15 protein-coding genes and 1 pseudogene are annotated in these 21,221 nt (G+C 44.4%); 2 read left to right on the top strand and 14 right to left on the bottom strand.

Annotated features, from left to right (window positions below):
- Positions 1-20: 20 nt before the first annotated feature.
- From ACH59B_RS10985 to ACH59B_RS10970, 4 genes are all read right to left on the bottom strand, one after another.
- The gene (locus tag ACH59B_RS10985; RefSeq protein ID WP_126665651.1) at positions 21-995 is read right to left on the bottom strand and encodes an aldo/keto reductase; all 975 of its coding nucleotides are present in this window, start codon (positions 993-995) and stop codon (positions 21-23) included.
- A gap of 273 nt (positions 996-1,268) precedes the next feature.
- Entirely contained in the window at positions 1,269-3,944 is a 2,676-nt protein-coding gene (locus tag ACH59B_RS10980) for a YhgE/Pip domain-containing protein (protein WP_249507427.1), read from the bottom strand.
- Between the two features lie 929 nt (positions 3,945-4,873).
- Positions 4,874-5,503 (bottom strand): DapH/DapD/GlmU-related protein, encoded by a 630-nt coding sequence (locus ACH59B_RS10975; protein WP_016821095.1) that lies wholly within the window; start codon positions 5,501-5,503, stop codon positions 4,874-4,876.
- A gap of 69 nt (positions 5,504-5,572) precedes the next feature.
- Positions 5,573-6,949 (bottom strand): MATE family efflux transporter, encoded by a 1,377-nt coding sequence (locus ACH59B_RS10970; protein ID WP_025364717.1) that lies wholly within the window; start codon positions 6,947-6,949, stop codon positions 5,573-5,575.
- A 120-nt stretch (positions 6,950-7,069) separates the two neighbouring features.
- Here ACH59B_RS10970 and ACH59B_RS10965 point away from each other — a divergent pair, with 120 nt between their 5' ends.
- On the top strand, positions 7,070-7,960 hold the full coding sequence (locus ACH59B_RS10965) for a helix-turn-helix domain-containing protein (protein WP_404303725.1): 891 nt from the start codon (positions 7,070-7,072) through the stop codon (positions 7,958-7,960).
- A 198-nt stretch (positions 7,961-8,158) separates the two neighbouring features.
- Here the strand turns inward: ACH59B_RS10965 and ACH59B_RS10960 are convergent, their stop codons facing one another.
- The 6 genes and pseudogenes from ACH59B_RS10960 to ACH59B_RS10935 form a co-directional block, all read right to left on the bottom strand.
- Positions 8,159-8,959, bottom strand: coding sequence for a Cof-type HAD-IIB family hydrolase (locus ACH59B_RS10960; RefSeq protein ID WP_025364715.1), 801 nt, complete (start codon positions 8,957-8,959; stop codon positions 8,159-8,161).
- A gap of 348 nt (positions 8,960-9,307) precedes the next feature.
- Positions 9,308-9,613 (bottom strand): annotated as a pseudogene (locus ACH59B_RS10955) (transposase); the annotation flags it as partial.
- 203 nt (positions 9,614-9,816) lie between these two features.
- A complete protein-coding gene (locus tag ACH59B_RS10950; RefSeq protein ID WP_016821089.1) occupies positions 9,817-10,425 on the bottom strand; it encodes a DUF2062 domain-containing protein in 609 nt (202 codons plus the stop codon).
- A gap of 133 nt (positions 10,426-10,558) precedes the next feature.
- Positions 10,559-13,012: a glycogen/starch/alpha-glucan phosphorylase gene (locus tag ACH59B_RS10945; protein WP_103042390.1), complete on the bottom strand. Its 2,454-nt coding sequence runs from the start codon at positions 13,010-13,012 to the stop codon at positions 10,559-10,561.
- Positions 13,013-13,058: 46 nt separating this feature from the next.
- The gene (glgD, locus tag ACH59B_RS10940) at positions 13,059-14,162 is read right to left on the bottom strand and encodes a glucose-1-phosphate adenylyltransferase subunit GlgD (RefSeq protein ID WP_016821087.1); all 1,104 of its coding nucleotides are present in this window, start codon (positions 14,160-14,162) and stop codon (positions 13,059-13,061) included.
- Between the two features lie 23 nt (positions 14,163-14,185).
- The gene (locus tag ACH59B_RS10935; RefSeq protein ID WP_039277181.1) at positions 14,186-15,331 is read right to left on the bottom strand and encodes a glucose-1-phosphate adenylyltransferase; all 1,146 of its coding nucleotides are present in this window, start codon (positions 15,329-15,331) and stop codon (positions 14,186-14,188) included.
- A gap of 255 nt (positions 15,332-15,586) precedes the next feature.
- Here ACH59B_RS10935 and ACH59B_RS10930 point away from each other — a divergent pair, with 255 nt between their 5' ends.
- Complete coding sequence (locus ACH59B_RS10930) at positions 15,587-15,724, top strand: hypothetical protein (protein ID WP_013370876.1); 138 nt, start codon at positions 15,587-15,589, stop codon at positions 15,722-15,724.
- A 128-nt stretch (positions 15,725-15,852) separates the two neighbouring features.
- Here the strand turns inward: ACH59B_RS10930 and ACH59B_RS10925 are convergent, their stop codons facing one another.
- The 4 genes from ACH59B_RS10925 to ACH59B_RS10910 form a co-directional block, all read right to left on the bottom strand.
- On the bottom strand, positions 15,853-16,665 hold the full coding sequence (locus tag ACH59B_RS10925; RefSeq protein WP_039277178.1) for a DUF3891 family protein: 813 nt from the start codon (positions 16,663-16,665) through the stop codon (positions 15,853-15,855).
- Between the two features lie 135 nt (positions 16,666-16,800).
- Positions 16,801-17,601: a response regulator gene (locus tag ACH59B_RS10920; RefSeq protein ID WP_045243821.1), complete on the bottom strand. Its 801-nt coding sequence runs from the start codon at positions 17,599-17,601 to the stop codon at positions 16,801-16,803.
- Positions 17,591-19,513: a sensor histidine kinase gene (locus ACH59B_RS10915; protein WP_045243822.1), complete on the bottom strand. Its 1,923-nt coding sequence runs from the start codon at positions 19,511-19,513 to the stop codon at positions 17,591-17,593. Before ACH59B_RS10915 ends, ACH59B_RS10920 begins: the two co-directional genes overlap by 11 nt.
- Before the next feature lie 44 nt (positions 19,514-19,557).
- Complete coding sequence (locus tag ACH59B_RS10910; protein ID WP_045244223.1) at positions 19,558-21,204, bottom strand: extracellular solute-binding protein; 1,647 nt, start codon at positions 21,202-21,204, stop codon at positions 19,558-19,560.
- Positions 21,205-21,221 lie beyond the last annotated feature (17 nt).

Raw genomic sequence — 21,221 nt, 5'->3', positions numbered from 1 at the left:
CGATTTATGATCAATCCATATTACCAAGCGTAGGCTTCTGGTGCAGGTTTTCCCGGACCCGGGAAAATCTCATCCAGCTTGGCAAGCACATCTTCACTTAATTTAACCTCAGGTACCCGCAGCGCATCCTCTAACTGTTCTAATGTACGTGGTCCGATAATTGGAGCCGTCACGGCCGGATGAGATAGCACCCAAGCCAGGGCAATCACGTCTTCCTTTTCGCCCAGCTCGCGGGACAACGCTGCAAATTGCTCCAGCTTCGCACGATTCTGCTCTACCTTTTCCTTGGCACGTGCGCTGCGGGAACCAGTACCTGCTAATGCATTGCGTCCCAGCAGTCCGCCCGCCAACGGACTCCATGGAATCACACCCAGACCCAGCTCTTGAGCTGCCGGTAATACTTCAAGCTCAGCTGAGCGTTCGTTCAGGTTGTACAAATGCTGCTCCGATACCAGTCCCAGAAAACGCCGTGCCTTCGCTTCGGCCTGCGCCACCGCAATGTGCCAACCCGCAAAATTACTGGAACCGATATAGCCAACTTGTCCCCGATCCACCACGGACTCAAATACGCCCCATAGCTCATCCCATGACACGTTGCGGTCAATGTGATGCATTTGATATAGCTCTATATGTTCTGTTTGCAGACGTTTCAGCGACGCATCCAAATGACGGCGAATTTTGTATGCAGATAAGCCCGACCCTGCATTGGGTCCGTCATTTTCATTTTTCATGTCTCCATATACCTTGGTTGCCAATACGACCTTCTCGCGTCTTCCACCACCCTGTTGGAACCATCGTCCGATAATTTCTTCTGTCCAGCCTTTACGGTCATGGCCATATACATTAGCCGTATCAAAGAAATTAATGCCCGCATCCAGCGCGGCATCCATAATTTTAAAAGCATCCTTTTCTTCAGTTTCCGGTCCGAAATTCATTGTGCCTAGACATAACCGACTAACCTTCAAGCCTGACTTTCCTAAGTATGAATATTCCATACTATCTCCCGCCTTTGCTTAAGGATTTTTTGAAAATTCCGAAAAATTGCATAAAAAAAGACCATACCTACTTCATTCACCAGAATAACCCCCCTTTGAAACACCCCAAAATGCATTTAAAAAGGTAGATAGCGCATGCAAAAAAGCCTCCGCACCATGCCGAAGCATTACATGCGGAGGCCACCCCTACATACTACACGCCGAATGTTAAGAAAGTGAATTTACGGCGGAGCCGCTCACCTCAGCCACCGTAACTAACTCTCTTTTTAACAATCAAGGAATTAATTTTGTTTCTTTCGCTCGCTCTGCCATTTTCTTCGTATGCTTGCTGAGCGGCTTCTTAAGTACTAATCCAAACAAGAAGCAAATTCCGATAAACACAAACAGCATCACTACATCTCGTGTTACCGTTGAAGGCAACATTCCTCCTACCGTTTCCCGTAGTAGACTAACCGCATAGGTGAACGGTACGAACGGATTCAGGGTCTGAAAGAAAGCTGTACTCGTCGCAATAGGAAATGTGCCCCCTGAACTGGAGAATTGGAGCACCAGCAGGATGACTGCCAGACCCTTCCCGATATTGCCGAACACCGAAACCAAAGTATAGGTCATGGCCGTAAACACTAGACTGATCAGCATAGAGGAGAGTACAAATGCTACTTTGGCATCCACATATGTTCCCAACAGGAACAAATCACCGAGAGATACGCTCAGCGCCTGAAAAATACCAATTGTAGAAAACGTCATGAGCCGTCCAAAATACACCTGGTAGCTTTTATATTGACCTTCCGGGTCATCCACATCTACCCTGAACATGGAGACCAGCAGCATCGCACCTACCCAAATCGATAATGTAGTGTAAAAAGGTGACATCGCAGAACCATAGTTAGGAATCGGGTATATCCGCTCCTGCTTCAGTGATACCGGACTACCGAGGAAATCACTTTCCTTTTTTACATCTCCCTTAAGCAACGCAATAGCTCTTCCGAGGGCATTTTCGCCCTTAAGCTTACGGATCGTGTCTGCTGCCTGACGTATGGAATCCTCGGCAGCAGGAAGATCGGTTCTGACAAAATTGGCTACCTGGTGTACCGCTTTTTCAGCTTCAGGAAATTTGTTTTCAATCAAATCCGCCATTTTAACAAACTGTTGTTCCGCTTTCGGTAAATCATTACGTACAAAGTCTGCCGCCTGATGAATTTTACTTTTAACCGTTGGCAAATCGTGCTTCACGAAGTCTGCCGCTTTGTTCACAGCATTCGTAAACTCGCCCATGCGTCCCTGAATCGTCGTAGCGGCTTCATGCAGCTTTTGACGATATTGTGGCAAGTCCTGCTGGAGACGTGTTAGCTCTTGCTGCCCGAATTCGGCTGCGGCCTGTGCATCATTTAATAGCTTATCAATATTCGGGAGCTGCTCTTGAGCTGTGGTCAACACATTGGCAGAATTGCGGGCAACAGATTTGATTTGATCCAGCGCCTTTTGAATGGCAGGAGCATATTCCGTATCATAATTGTCCAAAATGCTGTCAATTCCGCTACTGATTTCTCCTGCAAGGCGGTCAGCATCATCCAGCAGATTTTGGGCAGGCTTCTCACCACGCTGAATAGCATCCCCAATGCTAGTGACCGTGCTATTCAATCGGCGGAAGCGATCCTCTACCCCGTTTACCCGGGAAATAAGTGAATTCAGTGGCTGGCTAGGCAAATATCCGTTCACACGGTTCAGCAGTTGAGAAATATGGTCCAGCACACCTACGGCAGTCGTGAGCCTACCGCTAATCCGATTCGCCGTAGCTTGTGCTGCTTTAGGATCAAAATCCACACCTCGAATGATGCCTGTAATCTGTGAAACTTCATTCGCAATTTGTTGCACCAGCTGTAAATCTTCTTTAACTATGGTTCCGATCGAATCAAGCGCACCTTCGTTTTTATCCAGAAAGTCAAGTATACCAGTTGTAAAATCCTTGCCTGTATCGGCTATTTTCTGTACTTCCGGCAGTGCTGTCCGGGCAGCATTAATGACCTTAAGGGCCGTTTGCGTGTCCTCCAAGGCGGTAGCGAGTGCACTTTCTACCTTACTGAAATTCTGATCCAGCTCAACAATTCGATCACCGGCTTTTTGAATATCGGGCAGTTTTTTTTGTATATCCAAAATAACTGCGGCCACCTTGTCCAGCTCAGGCAGGTTTTTGTCAATTTTAAGCACCAGGTCGCCAGCTCGGTTGATTTCAGGAATTTTTTCCTTCAATGCAATGATCTTTTGGCCCTGAGCCTTAATTTTCGGTAAATTCTGCTCCAGCTCTAATGCCTGCTTACCCAACCGATCGATATCAGGCAACCGATTATTCAGCTCCAACACCCGATTCTCAATGTTGCGAATCGTCGGCAACTCCTCTTCCAGCTTTACTCCGGCTTCCTTTAATTTCGTCAAAACCGCCTGGCTGGCCGTTTCAATAAAGTTTTGGCTAATTTGGTTTGTCAGAGAGGTTGCCCCTGAAGAAGTAATTTTCGGAGCGACCGCGTTGATTTTTTCATTCACAGCATAATCGATCTCCGGCTTCTGCGGATTTTCTGTAAGCACACTCGTAATTTTCTCTGAAAAATCTTTTGGGATCAGCAGGCTGGCATAATAATCACCGTTCAGCACCCCTTTTCGCGCTTCCGCTTCATTGACAAAAGTCCAACCCAGCTTCTTGTTATTTTGAAGGTTATGTATAACCTCGTCGCCGATATTAATCTTTTTACCATTTACCTCAGCACCCTGATCTTGGCTGGTTACTGCAATTTTAATACCAGATGTATTCGCATATGGGTCCCACATTGCTTTCAAATTCACCCATGCGTAGACGGAAGGCAAAAGAATGATGCCAATGACTAATAAAGTCCCGGTCGATACTTTGAATACATTTTTCCAGTCTGTTAAGTAGATTTGCCATATCTTCCGCAACTTCACCACTCCTCATATGTACATTAACCTATCGTCCAGTGTTGTATGCACACGTATTGTAAACGATTTGAGCGGCTGAAGCGAATGTAATAAACGAACTCCATTTGCAGGCATAGCCTCCAGCGAATAAAAAGCACCCTATTTATTGATTTGGGGACTCCTCCCCATTTGTGAGACAGGGATCAAAACATTGGTTCTTCGCCTTTTCGATACCACCTCATTCATGTTTGTAGCTGTGCCTTATTCTTTATTCCCAGTTGCTCCATAACCTCCTTATCGAAACTCTTGCCAATCTCATTTCAATAGCTTTCATCTTTGTTTCTAAGGATAACTCACTCTCGTTGCCAACGTAAAAACACCTCCAAGGTTATCTTCATATCTTACGACATGGCTTGATTCTCTTGAAGGTGTTTTGATTTGTCTCACGTTATGAGGGCTGTTCCTCTTAAGCTGAAGGCAGTTTTTTCTTTAGTTTGCGTCTTAGTTTATATTTTGCCAGCAACATATAAAGAGACGGTACCACAAATAAAGTCAGGAGTGTAGAAAACAGCAAACTGCCAGTTACCGCGATTGGAATCATGCAGCCGACCACGTTGATCGGTTGCCTTTTAAGTTTTATTGAGTTATCGTCTCCTGTTAGCTTAATAATGCATTGCTATCAATTTGATACAATATGCTGATCATTTTGATGCGCATCTTCATTAAAGTAATGTTCAAACTGTATTTCCATTTTATCGGCTACCAAGTTTGTGTGGCGTGAATGCACAATTGCTGTAATGACAAAATAAAGGGAAACTATTGTTAGAAAAAAATAAAGTATATTCATCGAAAAACCCCTCTCCAGAAGGTAGATGACCGAAGATTGTATGGTTCCATTTGACTTTATGTGAGCTGTATTTTTATTCTATAAAACTATTGGTCACTTTTTCTTACCATTCAACTTGATCAAAACGCATGTCTTTATAGTAGAACTCCCTATCACGATCCGTAATCTCACGAAGAACTCTGCATGGATTTCCAACAGCTATTACATTCGCAGGGATATCCTTGGTTACCACACTACCAGCACCAATTACACTCCCTTTGCCAATCGTGACTCCTGGAACAATAATCGCTCCGCTCCCGATCCATGCCCCATCCTCAATGACCACTGGTAATGCAAACATCCCGCCTTCTTTGCGCTTTTCTGGATGTACAGGATGATTCGTTACAGCAATCGTTACATTCGGGCCAAACATGACATCATTACCAATCGTAACTTTATAGTCGTCAACCACGGTTAGATTGAAATTGATATATACATTATTTCCTACAATCGTATTTGAACCATAAGACATGCGAATTGGCGGCTCCATCCATACATTTTCTCCAATGCTTGCAAAGAGTTGTTTCATTAACGTTTTGCGCATTTCAACATCATCCGGATGCAAATTATTAATTTCATAGCATATTGCCTTACCACGCTGGCGTGCTTTCGCCAACTCTGCAGCCTCTTTCGGATAATTAGCATCGTGATCTGTAAATAATTGTTTGCTAGCCATTCGTTCTTGGATATTCATGCAACATTCTCCCTTATAAATGCTTGTATTTATTAGAGTAAATTGCACAACCCTTAGTTATGATCAGGTTTATGCAAAGTTTCTAGTTATGTTGTTAAGCCACTTAAACTGTCGATATCGAATAAAAGCAATGGGTAATTTAATCATCTCGTCTAAGCTGATGACGATATACAAAAAGATAGGCGGCACTTGCCAAACAAAAGCACATAGGTAACTAAGCGGCAGAATAATAAGCCACATGACAACAGTGTCGCACCAAAATCCAAATTTGGAATCCCCACCAGCCGTAAATATACCCGCTATAGTTGTGGAGTTTAACGATTTGGCCATACAATAATACGCACTAATGTAAAGCATTCCATCTAGGTAACTTTGAGCAATTGAATTCAAATTGACGATGGAGTATACCAATGGTTTAATGGACAGAATCGTGCAGCCTGCAATAACTCCAAATATCAAAGCATAAAAACACATTTTGTTGCCCGCATGCTTTGCCTTCTCGATGTCACCCTGTCCCAAATACTTTCCAACAAGTACAGAGCCTCCAGTAGCTATGCCTCCACAGAGAACAACTGCTAGGTTTTTAACTACAGACGCTATCGAGTTAGCTGCTACCATATCGGAGTTAACATGGCCAATAATTGCAGCCGTAGCGGTAAGAGCTCCTCCCCATACAATATAATTCCCCTGTACAGGCAGAGTATATTTTAAGAAATCTTTTAATAAATTTCGTTGAATGCCATCACGTACAGGCAAACGAAAACGAATGCCCCCCTTGGTTACGGAGTGAATCATACAACATACTAGTTCAATAATCCGTGCTAAAACCGTGGCAAGAGCTACTGCGGAAATGGCCAGTTCGGGTCTTGATGGGAATAAAATAAAAATGCAAAAGGCATTGAACAAAATGTTTAAGATCAAACATAAGGAGCTAATCCACGCACTGAGTTTTGCATTTTCCATACTTCTAATCACACTGAGATACATCTGCGATATTCCCATCACGAGATAAGAAAAGGAATTCATTTGTAAAAACTTTGAGCCATATTGAATCAGTTCAGTATCATTGGTGAATAAATACATAAGTGCCTCTGGAAGAAAGAAGGAAGTCAAAAAAAACAAAATGGAGATACAAAAGGAGAACATGCAAGCAATACTAAGAATGCGCTGTATGGTTGGTAAATCCTCCCTTCCCCAGTATTGCGCAGTCAGGATACTTGCCCCCGCTGACATCCCCATGTAAAACAATGTTAATGCAAAAGTAATTTGCCCTGCGAGTGATACGGCTGACATTGCAGATTGACTAATCATACCCAGCATAAATACATCAACGGATATCACGGTTGCTGATATTAAATTTTGTAATGCAATGGGAATGACGAGCATCATTAACTCTCGATTAAAATCACGATTGCTAGATCCTCTAAATTGTATACGGTTTCTCACCTATACCCTGTCCTCTCGTTGATTTCCACAATATAAGAATAGGATAGTATCATTGTTATTTCCATTAAAATTGGCTATAATTTTATAAAAATCGTATATATTCAAAGGATGATTTTGTTGATGACAAATTTAGAGGTGTTTTCTGATTTATCAGAACATTTGAATTATAATATTCCTGATTTACCACTTTACGTAAGAAAGGGAAGCCTTCATCAATTTAACAATCATACAGCAGTAGCGCATTGGCATGTGGACGTGGAGTTTATCTACGTATTAAAAGGAGCGATGGATTTCTCTGTTAATGGAACTATCACTCGATTGCAGCAGGGAGATGGACTTTTTGTGAATAGCCAACGTTTGCATTTCGGTTATTCTCTTGCAAACCACAACGATTGTTTATTCCTTGTCATCGTCATTCATCCTTCTATCCTTGGTGTGAAGCCTTCATTTGTTCAAACATACTGGGGGGATAAGTTTAGTTTAATGATGGATGATTTTGTCGTGCTTACAAATCAGATTGATTGGCAGCAAAGAGTATTACTTTCCATTCAAGAAATCTATCAGGAAATGCACAAGGACCATACTCCTCCCAATCCGCTTCGTCTGGCATCACAAGCTTTATCTTTGTGTGCTACTATAGGGGATCATTTGCAACCCATTTCTGGGCAATCTGGAGTATTGACACATGTTCAGGAAATGACTCGTTTCATTCATCAAAACTATGATCAAAAAATAACTCTTGAGGAGATCGCATCTGCAGGAGCTGTTTGCAGAAGCCGTTGCTGTACATTATTTAACAAATATGTGGGCCAGACGCCCAACAACTATGTCACTCAATATCGCCTTCAAAAAAGTTGCGAAATGTTAAAAGAAACACGAAGATCCATTAGTGAAATCGCACTTGCCTGCGGTTTTCAAAGTGCTAGCTATTTTTCGTCCATTTTCCATAAACAGATGGGTGTAGTTCCGCAAAATTATCGAAAACAAGTTTCGAATAACGATTCAACTTGAATGGAAGTAATACAAGCCGATTTGAAATCATCTGGATTACAACAGTCTTCCAACTCAAATATTATTTTGTCAAAAGCGTAATATAGAAATTCAAACAATAAGGAGTACGGGCACTGCAACTCATATGATAAAAGAGCGGGGCAATCACACCATTGCCTCGCTCTTTTACAGAATACAATACCATTTGACAGACAAGGGTCACTGCAAATCCAGTATTTTTTGAATCGTGAGAAGAACACCATTTTCTTCGTTTGACTTAGTAATGAAGTTTGCTGCCTTTTTAGTATTTTCACAAGCATTACTCACTGCAAAACTGTATTTCGCGATTGCCATGAGTTCCACATCATTCTCGCCGTCACCAAATGACATTGTTTCCTCGTATGTGACGCCCAACATTTCTTGCAGTTTCTTTACTGTCTCACCTTTGTGCGTATGCAATGCCGTGATATCCAGCCATCTAGCTTCAGAATCAACAATATAAATTTGTCCACCCAACGTATTCTCAACATGTGCTCTTAATGCTGTACTTCGCCCCTCCGTGTCGAAGACCGTGATTTTGATAAAACGGCTATCTATGTTTGCAAAAGAGTCTGTTTTTAATACACGTTCATAGGAGCCTTTAACAACTTTATACATATCTTCTGAAATGGAAGAATGAACGTACGCAGCATCACTTGCACATACAATAAGCGTCATATTGTTGTCGAAGTCTTGAATTTGATCAATCGCCTGTAGAGCTAGATTCCGATCAATACTAAACTCTTTAACCACTTGGCCATCTTTTTTAATTCGAGCAGCACTGTCACCCAGTATCCAAACTCCCTTGCCATGTTCGTCAAACAATTTTTCAACACGTTCACATTGTTTACCTGTACATGCGACAAATGTGACTCCTTTTTGCTGCATCTCTGCATAAACTTTTTTGAAAAGTTCGACATCGTACTGACTTTTATTGTTCAGAAATGTTCCGTCTAGATCCGTGACTACAAGTTTAATCATACTTATGCCCTCCAGTTTTTTGCTTGTCTTTTTTGTCCTTTTGATTAAAATGATCTACATGTTTCACTTGCATGTTTTCCACAAGAATTTGAATTTTTTTGCGAATATACAATTGCGCTGATGATAAAATACGAACCTATCAAAATGCATGTGGTCAATATAATTCCCACTAATATTCCCATGAGTATTCGCTTCCTGTGAAGTTCATAAAGGTCTTTTTTTATATACTTTATAATGAATGTTTAAAAAGTATCTAAAAAAATTCAAAACGAGTTGGTAACATGCTTATCTATGATCTCTCGCTACAAAACAAGATTAAAATATGTAACTGGTTTCATGTCAATAAATTAATTTCAGTACATCAGACTTTAGCGTGGAATGAAACGATTCGATAGGGGCATAATCAGCAGGTGTTCCTTTACGGGACATGCTCATGGTCATGCCTTTTCCCTTTACTACAGCTTGATAAGCCTGTGACGTATATACGCTTCCCTGAACGCTGTGGAGCAGCATGCTTGTCTATTTTGGAAGTTGATTCAGCGTACCCACAACCAAGGACGTATCTTGCTTGTCCGCTATACTGTAAGCCATAATCTCCCCGTTGTACAGGTCTAGAATGCTAGAGAAGTACAATATCTTTCCGCCAAACGGTAAATTTTTCCCACAACAGTAGTCGTGCCTTTTTTAAGAATGTATATTCGTTTTTCTATATTTTCACGGTATATCCATCCAGGTTAATCCCAAAAAGAAACATACACATAATCCTTAGACGTGGCATAAAAGTAAAGATTTGCTTAACCCAAAAGAAGCCCCTCAAGGCCTAAACGATAGGCTCAAGGAGCTTCTGATGTACAACATTATCCATTCTTCAGCAATCTGGTCGGCGAAAATCCTGCGCCATGACGCAGTTTCCGCTTTTCCAACCGTTTGTGCAGCGAACGGTTATACAGAACCTGAATGACAAAATACGAAATTATGCCCAGCACCACACCGAAAATAGACATGCCGATCAGGATGTGGAGGCCTCCGTGCAGTAAGTCTCTGAATACAGACCAGTTGCCGTGAAAAAGCTCCATAAAAGAATGCTCGTGAAGTCGACCGCCCCTGACATGTACCGGATAATGTGATGGATAAATCCAAGCTCCCAGTTGCTTGGCGAATGGCATCAGTACAATCGGCAAAAAGGTCAGCTTGCCGACAACGTTACCCACAATGGCGGCAGGCAGCGAACCACCGGACAGCCGAACAATCGGGTAAAACACGAGGTATACGAGAGAGGCCGTGGAAATTACGATCATCTCCAGACCAAAGCCAATGGCGAAGCCCAAAGAGATCTTTTTAACTCCACCAGGGGCGCGCAACAGCTTAATAAAATTCAGACGAATCGCCCGCCATATATTTTGAAACACATTGTATTTCTTCCTTGATTTATGAGGTTTGAGCCTTTTCGGATTGAACTTTATCAATAGGAGGACTCCTTCAACAGTACAATTTCAAGTTTAGGAATGAGTTCAAATAACTCCCCATCCTTACTTAGTCTATACTGTCATTATAACCCTCAGCGTTCGAAAAGCAATGCTATCCGCCTGTTTCGCTATTTTAGAACACAATTCGCTTATTGACATCGCTGGATAGAGGTACAAGGTCCCAAATCTCAGCCGCGTATTGCTGGATTGTACAATCACTGGAGAATTTCCCAGAATGGGCCATATTTACAATAGCACGTCGTGTCCACTCCGAAGGATTGCGATACACCTGTTCAATATGAACCTGCGTATCTACATAAGCTGCAAAATCCTTAAGCACAAAGTATTCATCATTATGATCAATCAGAGATTGATAAATGGCCTCAAATTCCCGTTCATGCCGCGTAAAAGGTGCATCGTTTACCAGTTGATCCAGCACTTCACGCAATCTTTCATCACTGTTGGCTGTTTTGCGTGCCGAATACTGTCCATTCCGATAATAGTCTTCAATCTGATCTACCTTCAATCCAAAAATGAACATGTTGGCATCGCCTACCATTTCATGCATTTCAACATTAGCTCCGTCCAATGTACCCAGTGTGAGCGCGCCGTTCATCATAAATTTCATGTTCCCTGTGCCTGATGCTTCCTTGCCTGCCGTAGAAATCTGTTCACTGACATCCGCTGCAGGAATAATCAGCTCCGCCAGCGAGACCGAATAATTTTCAAGGAAAACGACTTTCAGCTTGTCCTTAACATCTACATCCCGATTGATCGTGTCCGCCACATTATTTATGAGCTTAATCGTCTGTTTAGCGAGAAAATAACCGGGGGCTGCTTTCGCGCCAAAAATAAATGTGCGTGGCGTAACATCCAGCGCAGGATTACTTTTGAGCTGGTTATATAGATGCATCACATGCAAAATATTGAGCAGTTGTCGCTTATATCCGTGCAACCGTTTGACCTGTACATCAAAAATGGAGGATGTATCCAGTCGTACGCCCTGTTTTGCAAACACATGCTCAGCAAGCCTGACCTTATTATTTCGCTTAATCACCTGAATCCGTTCTTGGAACGATTCGTCCCCACTGTAGCGAAGCAGGTCAATGAGTTCTCGTGGACGGGTTCTCCAACGTGTACCGATAGTCTCATCATACAAGCTTGCCAGCTCCGGGTTGGCATGCATCAGCCAACGTCTATGGGCAATCCCGTTTGTTTTATTATTAAACCGGTCAGGATACAATTCATGAAAGGACTTCATCTCTCGTTCCTTCAAGATTTGCGTATGCAGTGCAGCTACCCCATTAACACTGTAGCTGCCAACGATGGCCATATGAGCCATACGTATTTGTTCACTGTGAATAATCGCCATTTCACCAATTTTGATGTCCTGACCCGGATAACGCTCTAATAGCATAGCGCAATAACGTTTGTTCATTTCTTCAATGATCAAGTAAATCCGGGGGAGCAGTTCTCTCACCATGTTGACGGGCCATTGTTCCAGCGCCTCACTTAATATCGTATGATTCGTATATGAAACGGTCCGTGTCGTAATATCCCATGCTTCGTCCCACCCCAAGCCTTTCACGTCCATCAAAATACGCATCAGTTCCGGTATAACCAGTGTCGGATGGGTATCGTTAATGTGCAGTGCTATTTTATCAGGCAATTGACTGTAAGGTAAACGAAGCTTCTCAAACGTACGCAAAATGCTCTGTAATCCGGCCGAGCAGAGGAAATACTGCTGCTTCAAGCGAAGCAGCTTACCCTCATAATTGGAATCATCCGGATAGAGAAATGCCGAGATGGACTCTACCGATCGATTGTAATCGAGAAAGCGGTAATATCCGCCCTCGCCTCGAATCGGTCCTCGAACGGGATCAAGCGCGGATTCCGCACTCCAAATCCGTAGCGTATTCACCTGCGCATGACCATAGCCGACCAGCGGAATATCGTAAGGGACGGCCCAGACCGTCTCGGCATCCTGTGTCTCGAATACAAGACGCCCCTCCTGTTCACGAGTTTCCACACGTCCCCAAAAATGAACCTCGACCTTTTTGTCAGGACGACGTTCCTCCCATACATTCCCTTTCTGTAGCCAGTAATCCGGCAGTTCCACCTGATTTCCGTCTACAATACGCTGCTCAAACAGGCCATATTTATATCGAATCCCGCAGCCATGCCCTGCATAGCCAAGGGATGCTAATGAGTCCATGAAGCAAGCCGCCAGACGGCCGAGACCCCCATTGCCTAGCCCTGCGTCTGCTTCCTGTTCCTCGATTTCCTCCAGATTCCATCCCAATTCCCCCAATGCCTGCCGAACCATATCCAATACGCCCAAATTCAGCAAATTACTACCCAATAGACGACCTATTAAAAATTCCAATGAAAAATAATAAATCTGCTTCACTTGTCCTTCTTTGTAGGCTTGGTTCGTTTCTGCCCAATTCTTGCCGACTTGTTCACGAATCATGCCGCCCAAAACCTTATATACGTCTTCCGACTGAGCCTCCTGCATCGGTTTACCCAGTCTTCCGACTAGTTGCTCTCGAAAGGCCTGCTTAAATGCTTCTTTATTGCTGAACAAAGTGGTACCTCCTGTTAATTCCGTTTTAATGGCTAAGTATGATCTTTTAAATCACGCTATTCTTGGCAATCACATAGGGAACTTTAATGTCTCCAATCAGAGTTCGATCTGGTGAAAGCTGTACATCCTTATCTAAAACCACATTCTGCACAACTGCGCCTTTACGGATGATGCATTTTTGCATAATAATCGAGTTGCTTACCCGCGCGCCTTCCTCTACTTGCACGCCACGAAAAAGAATGCTGTTCTCGACCTTCCCCCCAATGGTGCAGCCATTGGCAACAAGGGAATGATCCACCTCGGCGCTATACGTATAACGCGTCGGAGCTTCATACTTGATTTTGGTATGCACCGGCTGATTCTGGAACAGGGCTTGATATTGCTCCTGATCCAGCAGTTTCATGCTATTTTTATAATAGCTCTCGATAGAATTAATAACTGCATGATAACCATCATAGCGATACGCGTAGATGCGCAGGCCACTTGGATTTTTCTGAATCGCATCGCGAAAGAAATGATTATCCTGATGAGCAATGCAATGCTTTACCTGATCCAGATACAAGCTTTTGTCCATCACAAACATTTCTAGATAAATATTATGATGATCCTGCTCCTGATGAATACCGGTCACTCGTCCGCTGTCGTCAATCTCCAGCCGTACACACGGTGCATGCTCAGTTTCGAGCTGGTGAATGGGTTTATATACGAGGGTGACATCCGCATTCTTTTCCAGATGATATCGGTATACATCCTCTAAATCAACCTTGTTGATATGCTGAGTTCCTGCATGTACAATGGTTTGCCCCGATGAGCGATGGAAAAAATCCAGATTATTGTGCACATGCTGCAAGTCCCCACGTGATGTGTCCGTCGGATCGTTCCAGTCCGGTGGCAAAATAAACAACCCACCCCTTCTGCGGTCTAAATCCCATGGCCGACCTTCACCCAAATGATCCAGCAGCGAACGGTATTTGCGACGGATAAACAGTGCAATATCCTGCATCCCTGCATGCATCATATTGGATAAGGTGAAATCAATGAGCCGATATCGACTAGCAAAGGGTACTGCTGCCCCGCACCGGAAATAAGTCAACTCCTTCAATTGATCCAATTCGTGATCCAGGTTGATCACTCCAATGAGCCGGCTCATAGCGGACACCGTCCTTATCCGAGTTATATTCGTGCGTGAAGCTGGCTTTCCTGATCGAACAAAATAATCTCATCTAGGCTATCTTCAGGTCCAATGGCTGCGTTGTCTTCAATAACCATGTTCTCATTCACGATGGCCCGGTGAATACGTACATTGCGTCCGATTTTTACATTCGGCATGATGACAGAATCGGTAATAACGCTCCCCTCACCGACTTCAACCCCATAAAACAGTACGGAGTGTCTTACTTCTCCATCCACCATGCAGCCTTCATTTACGATGCTGTTTTTCAGGATCGCCCGCTGGGTGATGTACTGGGCAGGTTGATTGGGGCTGCGGGTATAGATGCGCCAGAACGGGTCATTCAGATCTAGCGGCGGGTCCTGAACCAGAAGATCCATATTAGACTCCCACAAGCTCTGAATGGTGCCCACATCCTTCCAGTACCCAGCAAACGGGTATGCATACAGCGACCGGCCATGCTGAAGCAATAGCGGAATGATGTCTTTACCAAAATCATGTGAAGATTCAGAATCACTTGCGCTTTCCAGTAAGTAGTGACGCAACACATCCCATTTGAATAAATAAATACCCATAGAGGCCAATGTGCTTTTCGGCTGTTCAGGCTTCTCCTCAAAGTCGTATATCTTCAGGTCCTCATCGGCGTTCAGTATCCCAAATCGTTGGGCCTCCTGAATCGTGACATTGATAACAGAAATGGTGCAATCGGCTCCCTTTTCCTTGTGATAGTGGAGCATTCGACTGTAATCCATTTTATAAATGTGATCCCCTGACAGAATGAGCACATGCTCCGGGTCATACTGATCCAGGAAATGCAGGTTCCGATAAATCGCATCCGCTGTTCCACGGTACCAATTATTCCCATTCTCTTTCTCGTGCGGTGGTAAAACGAAAACTCCTCCATCCAGGCGATCCAAATCCCAGTCGCTGCCTACGCCGATATAGGAATGAAGCACCAACGGCTCATATTGGGTCAATACGCCCACGGTGTCTATTCCCGAATGAGAGCAATTGCTGAGAGGGAAATCAATAATACGATAAGTTCCTCCAAAAAATACTGCCGGTTTGGCCAGTGTGCGGGTTAGTCCTTTGAGTCTTTTGCCTTGTCCGCCGGCGAGCAGCATGGCAACCACTTCCTTCTTTCTCATAACAAAGACCTCCCTGTCATGTGCGTCTGAAGCAATTGTGGCAGGATATTTGATAATATCCATTAAACGTGAAAAGACAGTCGTAATCGTTTCATTACCAATGGAACGGGTAAGATGTGATGGAAAGGGTAAATCATAGTTATGCGGAACGAGTGCAAGGAATCACTAAATCGTAAAATCCCGTTCATCATTTCACATTTTGGATGCTTTTTAGGCATTAGCGTATGACAACATGATCATAAGGAGGCGTTATTGATGAAGAATAAAAAATGGGTAGTAGCAGCATTGGGAATGGGTGTTACGTATCTGATGAAAAATAAAGGAGCGCGTGATAAAGTGTTGAATAAGGTACAGACGATGGTCAACCGTGCAAAAACATCTGCAAAATCTTAATCGTAAATTTTAAAGCCAGAAACAAACGAGCCTCTCTGAAAAATTGTTCAGAGAGGCTCTGCTCTGACGCTACTCAGCAACCACGAACAATGCACAACACATCGGTTCGAGGCTGAATCATTAGACGTTCAGGCATTCTCCTTTTGCTCTTCTACTTCCATGATATGTTCGATGGTAAAGGTTCGATGCGTGCATTCGGAGGAACGGTACGCTTCTAGAAGACCCGAGGTACGAATGTTCTCTTTACTCACCTTCTTGAAGGTATGAGTAATCTCTACTTTACCCTTGAAAGGGAAAAAGGACAGACCTACTGTCTGGTCCGATAACCACTCAGCCCGAACCCGTCCGCTTTCATGACGAACAGCCGGGAAGCTCAAACCTTCAGCAAACCATTCATAATCTGCTGTAGGGGTACCCGGCTCTCGGCTGCATAAAAACAGACTCAATTCGTCGCAAAACAACATTCTCCGTACATCCGTCCGCACTTGATGTTCGAAGGTTACACCGCATGCCAACTCCTGTCTGAGCCTCTGGCGACGCTGTTCCTCCGCCTCTTGATAAGCATGCGTAATCTGCTTGTCCTGAGCTTTTTCATGCTCGGTCCGTCCGACGAGCTCCTTGTACATCAAGCTGCACAGCAACGCCGCATACGCATTCTCTTGCTCGACTTCATCAATCCCGAGACGATAAAAAACAAAACGTGGACTAAGCGGAAAATCAATAAACGTATAAGGTGCTGACACATAATCATTCCAGAAAGGAGCAGCGTCCAGCCTAATCCAACCCCGGTCATGCTCCCTCGCTGCATATATAAAATCCTGTTTATGACGTCTATTTTTAAAGGCACTGTCTTCCCATTGTGAAGCCAACTCACCTGAAATACGGGCATGGTCATGCTGCGTCGTCATGATATAAGCTTGATCCGTTTCATAAATAACCATATGCTATCCCCTTCCGTTAGGCGTCTATCTGATATGTGTACAAACTTTCTGATCGAAGGCCATGGTTATGTTTACCTTCATTCATTATATCAGCATAAGGGTAAAAAGGCAGTGAAGTTTTCTCCATCCTTACTTTCAATTACCCCTTAGATTCTTCAGCCGAAACTGCTGCGGAGTCATCCCTTCCATTTCACGGAACACCTTGTTAAAATGCTTGGCATTGTCAAAGCCCACAGTAGCCGCAATTTCATAAATCTTGCCCTCTTGACGCCCTAGCAGCTTTTTGGCTTCTGCAATGCGCAGCCTTTTTAAATATTGAACAAAACTAAGACCTGTATAGGCTTTGAACGCCTGACTAAAATACGTATAATTCAAGGATACTACATTAGATACTACCGCCATGTTCAAATCCTCGCTGAAATGAGCATGGATGTACTGGATTGCTCTCGTCAAGCTGCCGCTTCTATCGGCAATCGCACTAGCAACGTTCGTTCTTCCAGTCAGTCTATCTATCTCCCCGCTATTCACACAATCGTTTATTAGAGAGTTCCTTTGCTGTAATTCTTCGTTCAAAACTGCTAACGCACTGAACAGTTCCTCTCTCACGATCGGCTTCAGCAAATACTCCCGCGCTCCACAACGAATCGCTTCGCGCGCATATTGGAACTCGTCATATCCACTGAGAATGATTACTAAAGGTCTGTCTCTTGGCTCCAGCTTGCGAATATGCTGCATCAGCATAATTCCATCCATAACAGGCATACGGATATCTGTTATCACCAACTCGGGTGAAAACTCCTTTACATGCTGCCAGGCTTCGCCTCCGTCCTTGACCAGCACGCATTCATAGAGATCGGAATACTCCCGTTCGATCATAGCTTGTAGCCCCATTCGAATGTTCTTCTCGTCATCTGCAATCAACAGCTTAGTCGTCATGGTTCGCCCCCCTCGTGATGTGACGTCTAGGCAAAATCAGGGTTACTGTCGTCGATTGTCCAGGAATGCTGGCCAGTTTTATGCCAAACCCTAGGCCATACTGCATACTCAAACGGCGATGCACATTATACAAACCGATCCCCCTATTTACCCCGGGCTCGTGGGAACCCATATCCGTCTGTTCCAGACCAGCCATGATGGCGTTTTTTCTTTCTTCAGACATTCCCACTCCGTTATCCTGTATACGCAGTTCAACGATATCTTGCTTGGAGAAGGCTTCAATGGTGATGCGCAGCGGGCTTTGTAATGCACTCCAACCGTGCTTTATCGCATTTTCGACTACAGGCTGCAGCGACATTTTCAGTATTTCCAGTTCCATAAACGTCGACGACAGGCGAATGTCCAGTGCAATTTGGTTATCATGGCGGATGTTCATAATGGCTACATAATGCTGAATATGACGGATTTCATCCCGCAAAGAAACACACGGCCCAGACCATTGGAGATTATAGCGCATCATCGAACCAAGGGAGGTGAGCGCATCCGACAACGGATACTGTCGCTCGATCTCCGCCATCATTTTTAGATTTTCCAATGTATTATATAGAAAATGGGAATCAATCTGATGTTTGAGTCCTTGTAGCTCGGCCTCCTGAGCAGCGGCCTGCTTCTGTACAGCCTCAGCAATGAGCACGTTAATCCGACTTAGCAAACTGCGAAAATATAGTGCCAGCTCCGCGACTTCTCCCCGCCCATATACGGGGATTGTAAGCTGAAAGTCGCCCTCCTGCTGTACTTTTTTCATAGATTCACGCAGTGTATGCAGCTGCTTGAGAATAAGGGCGTGCAAGGTATAAGAAATGACGGACATTAGCAATATCAATATACAAATAATGAGCAGCATGGCATTGCGTTTTTGACGAAGGTCACCCAGCGGACCGTCCAGCGCCACTACATTTAGCAGATAGGCATCTAGTCCTTCTATATAACGGTACAAACCGAGATAGGGCTTATTTCCATAGGTAAAGTCAAAAGCACCACCCTGTCCCTGAATGCGGGACTGTAACAGATGGTGCACATGGGACAGAGGGATCGGAATGGGATCAGGTTGAAAGGAAGCTGTAGCTATATCGGTAGAAGACACTGATTTTCCACCGTTCAGGATGAACATTTGCCATGCATAATCACGTGGTGCGGTTCCGAATACTCTAGGTGAAAAGAGCTCCAGCCTCATGTTGGTTTCCACCAAGCCTGCGTGTTTTCCCCCGCTAGCCTGAATTTCACGCAGCAATGCTATATACCGTACCGCTTCACTTTCCTGCCCTGCTTGCCCCAGCAATAAGCTCTTAGGTCCCTTGTATATATCCCACCATATTTTTCCTTGCTGATGTTGAGCCGTTGTCAGCCAGGAAGCCTTGGGCAGGCGTGATTCATTGAAAATCATGGGCCATATCTCATGTGCCTGGGGATTACTCGTATATAGCCGGATATTCTCTACGTTGGGATTGCTGTATAGCAAGTGCTGTAAATTGGGAAACACATTTAAGTTGAATTGAACCAGTTCATCGCTGCTTATTTCACGTTCCTCGGTTAGATAACGAAGTACGTTGCGATCTGAAATCGCAAGCTGTGCGGTCCGCTCCATAATTTCCATATTGCTGTGAATCTGGGCCAGCTCTGTATCCAGTACATACTGATTTTGTACGGTAATGTCATGCATGGTGTTCTCGTACAATTGATGAAAGGTATATAGCGAGAACAATACCACCGGGATTAAAATGACGCCGATATAAGCGACAATGAGCTTGACTTGAAGGGAGCAACCGCCTAGCCGATCGACCGTATCCGTCAGCCACTGCCATATATGGCGGCGCAGCAGGCTCTTCAGCTGTGAACGTACACGGCCTGACATGAAATCACATCCTTAACATTCAATAGATAAATGATTGAGCGAGATCATTTTGTGAACTGTTTCATTTTTTTGAGGTTTTCCTCATAGGCTTTTTGTTGATAAGCCATTACTTTGTCATAGCCTGCTTTTCTGCGGTCTTCCAAAAAGCGGGCAAACAGCTGATCGAACTCCTCATCCGAGGAAGCTAGCAGCAGCTTCGGTAATGCCTTGCCCCAAATTTTGTCTATCTGGCCTGAAGCAATGCCTTCTGCCGAGGTTCCGGTCGGTTTGATATTTTCATATTGGGAGAAGCTGTGGGTCTTGCCTTTCGTCCAATCTTCCGGCTGCTTATACGGCTCGACGCTGGGCGGCGCCCACTGCAAATTCATATTCGTATCCATCAGCATCCAGAAAGTGAAGGAGGCGCCATACTTTTTGTCAAAAGCAGAGCGATCCTTGTTCAGCAGTTCCAGTACCTCCGGCTTGAAGGCTGGCTTACCGTTAACCGTGTCCCACAGCTTTCCTTGCTCCCCTAGATATAGATCACGGTTCCCTTCCTCGCTAATCAGATAAGTCAGAAATTCAATAGCCCGCTCCTTGTCTTTGACATCCTTCGAAATGAGCGTCACCGTCCAACCGGAAATGCCCGGACCGGCCAGCGTCGGCGGGTCCAGCTTACTGTTGGAGGGTCCATCCACCGCAATGTAGACGGAGTTCGGGTCCTTCGCATGTAACATCACCTGTTGTGTAGCAAAGTCGGAACGCTGATATAGCATGGCAAAATATCGGCCTTGTGCCACCTTTTCCTCCATTTGCGGACGTTTGTCGATAAATACGTCCTTGGCGATCAGACCCTGCTCATTTGCTTGACGGAATGTTTTGAGCCAGCGAATGTATTCTTCGTCTGAACGACGGTCGTACAGCTTTCCATCCTTTTCATGCGGAATGGCTAGAAAATTGAGTAAATAGTCTTCAAAAGAATAATTCCCGTTATCCGTAAATTCGTGGAACCCTATCGGGATCAACGGCTGACCGTTCACCTCTGGAAATTTCTCTTTCGCTTTTTGAAGCGCTTTCAAAAATCCTTCCGGTGTTCTCATATCCGGCTTGCCAATCGCCTCATACATATCCTTCCGAACCATAAACGTCTGATTGGAGACAAAATTTTGGCCGTATTTTTGGTAGTCCTGCGGTGAAGAGGACGCGTTGGGATACCCATATACATTCCCGTCTGTTTGACGATACCAGGACATTTTGGCCGGGTCAGCCATTTTAATCAGATACGGATCGTATTTCTCGGCCAGCTTGTTAAGTGGGAGAACCATCTTGCCCTCGATCATTTTTTTGACCGCATCTTCCCCCCAACCAAGCGTGACAAAATCAGGCAGCTTACCGGAGGCGAGCATGGTATTCAGCTTTTCATTTTCATTCCCAGCAGGTACGATAAAATTGACACTGACTCCAGTCTTTTGCGTCACATATTTCGAAGTCATATCCGTCCCCCACTTGTTCGGGAACCAGGAAAAATTTAAATACCAGTCAAACGTAATCGGCTCTGTATCGGCCTTCCATCCTGGCGCATCTGCCGAAGCCTTAGTCTTCTCGTCCTTCAATTCCGTGACAGCGCCACTTCCACCGGATGTACATCCCACGAGCGTTCCTACCAGTAGAACAACAGCCAACAGCCCCTTCTGCCATTTGCGAATGTTCATCATAAATCTCCCCCTTG

Origin of the sequence: Paenibacillus sp. DP01 (genome assembly GCF_044784315.1) — a bacterium.
In the GTDB taxonomy this organism is placed as follows: domain Bacteria; phylum Bacillota; class Bacilli; order Paenibacillales; family Paenibacillaceae; genus Paenibacillus; species Paenibacillus polymyxa.
Note: the sequence above shows the minus strand (reverse complement) of the source record. Positions and strands in the feature narration are given on the sequence as shown.

Excerpts from the sequence above, each read along its gene's own strand:
- ACH59B_RS10985 (WP_126665651.1), bottom strand. The coding sequence starts at position 995 with ATGGAATATTCATACTTAGGAAAGTCAGGCTTGAAGGTTAGTCGGTTA.
- ACH59B_RS10975 (WP_016821095.1), bottom strand. The coding sequence starts at position 5,503 with ATGAATATCCAAGAACGAATGGCTAGCAAACAATTATTTACAGATCAC.
- ACH59B_RS10965 (WP_404303725.1), top strand. The coding sequence starts at position 7,070 with ATGACAAATTTAGAGGTGTTTTCTGATTTATCAGAACATTTGAATTAT.
- ACH59B_RS10960 (WP_025364715.1), bottom strand. The coding sequence starts at position 8,959 with ATGATTAAACTTGTAGTCACGGATCTAGACGGAACATTTCTGAACAAT.
- glgD (WP_016821087.1), bottom strand. The coding sequence starts at position 14,162 with ATGAGCCGGCTCATTGGAGTGATCAACCTGGATCACGAATTGGATCAA.
- ACH59B_RS10935 (WP_039277181.1), bottom strand. The coding sequence starts at position 15,331 with ATGAGAAAGAAGGAAGTGGTTGCCATGCTGCTCGCCGGCGGACAAGGC.
- ACH59B_RS10930 (WP_013370876.1), top strand. The coding sequence starts at position 15,587 with ATGAAGAATAAAAAATGGGTAGTAGCAGCATTGGGAATGGGTGTTACG.
- ACH59B_RS10925 (WP_039277178.1), bottom strand. The coding sequence starts at position 16,665 with ATGGTTATTTATGAAACGGATCAAGCTTATATCATGACGACGCAGCAT.
- ACH59B_RS10920 (WP_045243821.1), bottom strand. The coding sequence starts at position 17,601 with ATGACGACTAAGCTGTTGATTGCAGATGACGAGAAGAACATTCGAATG.
- ACH59B_RS10915 (WP_045243822.1), bottom strand. The coding sequence starts at position 19,513 with ATGTCAGGCCGTGTACGTTCACAGCTGAAGAGCCTGCTGCGCCGCCAT.
- ACH59B_RS10910 (WP_045244223.1), bottom strand. The coding sequence starts at position 21,204 with ATGAACATTCGCAAATGGCAGAAGGGGCTGTTGGCTGTTGTTCTACTG.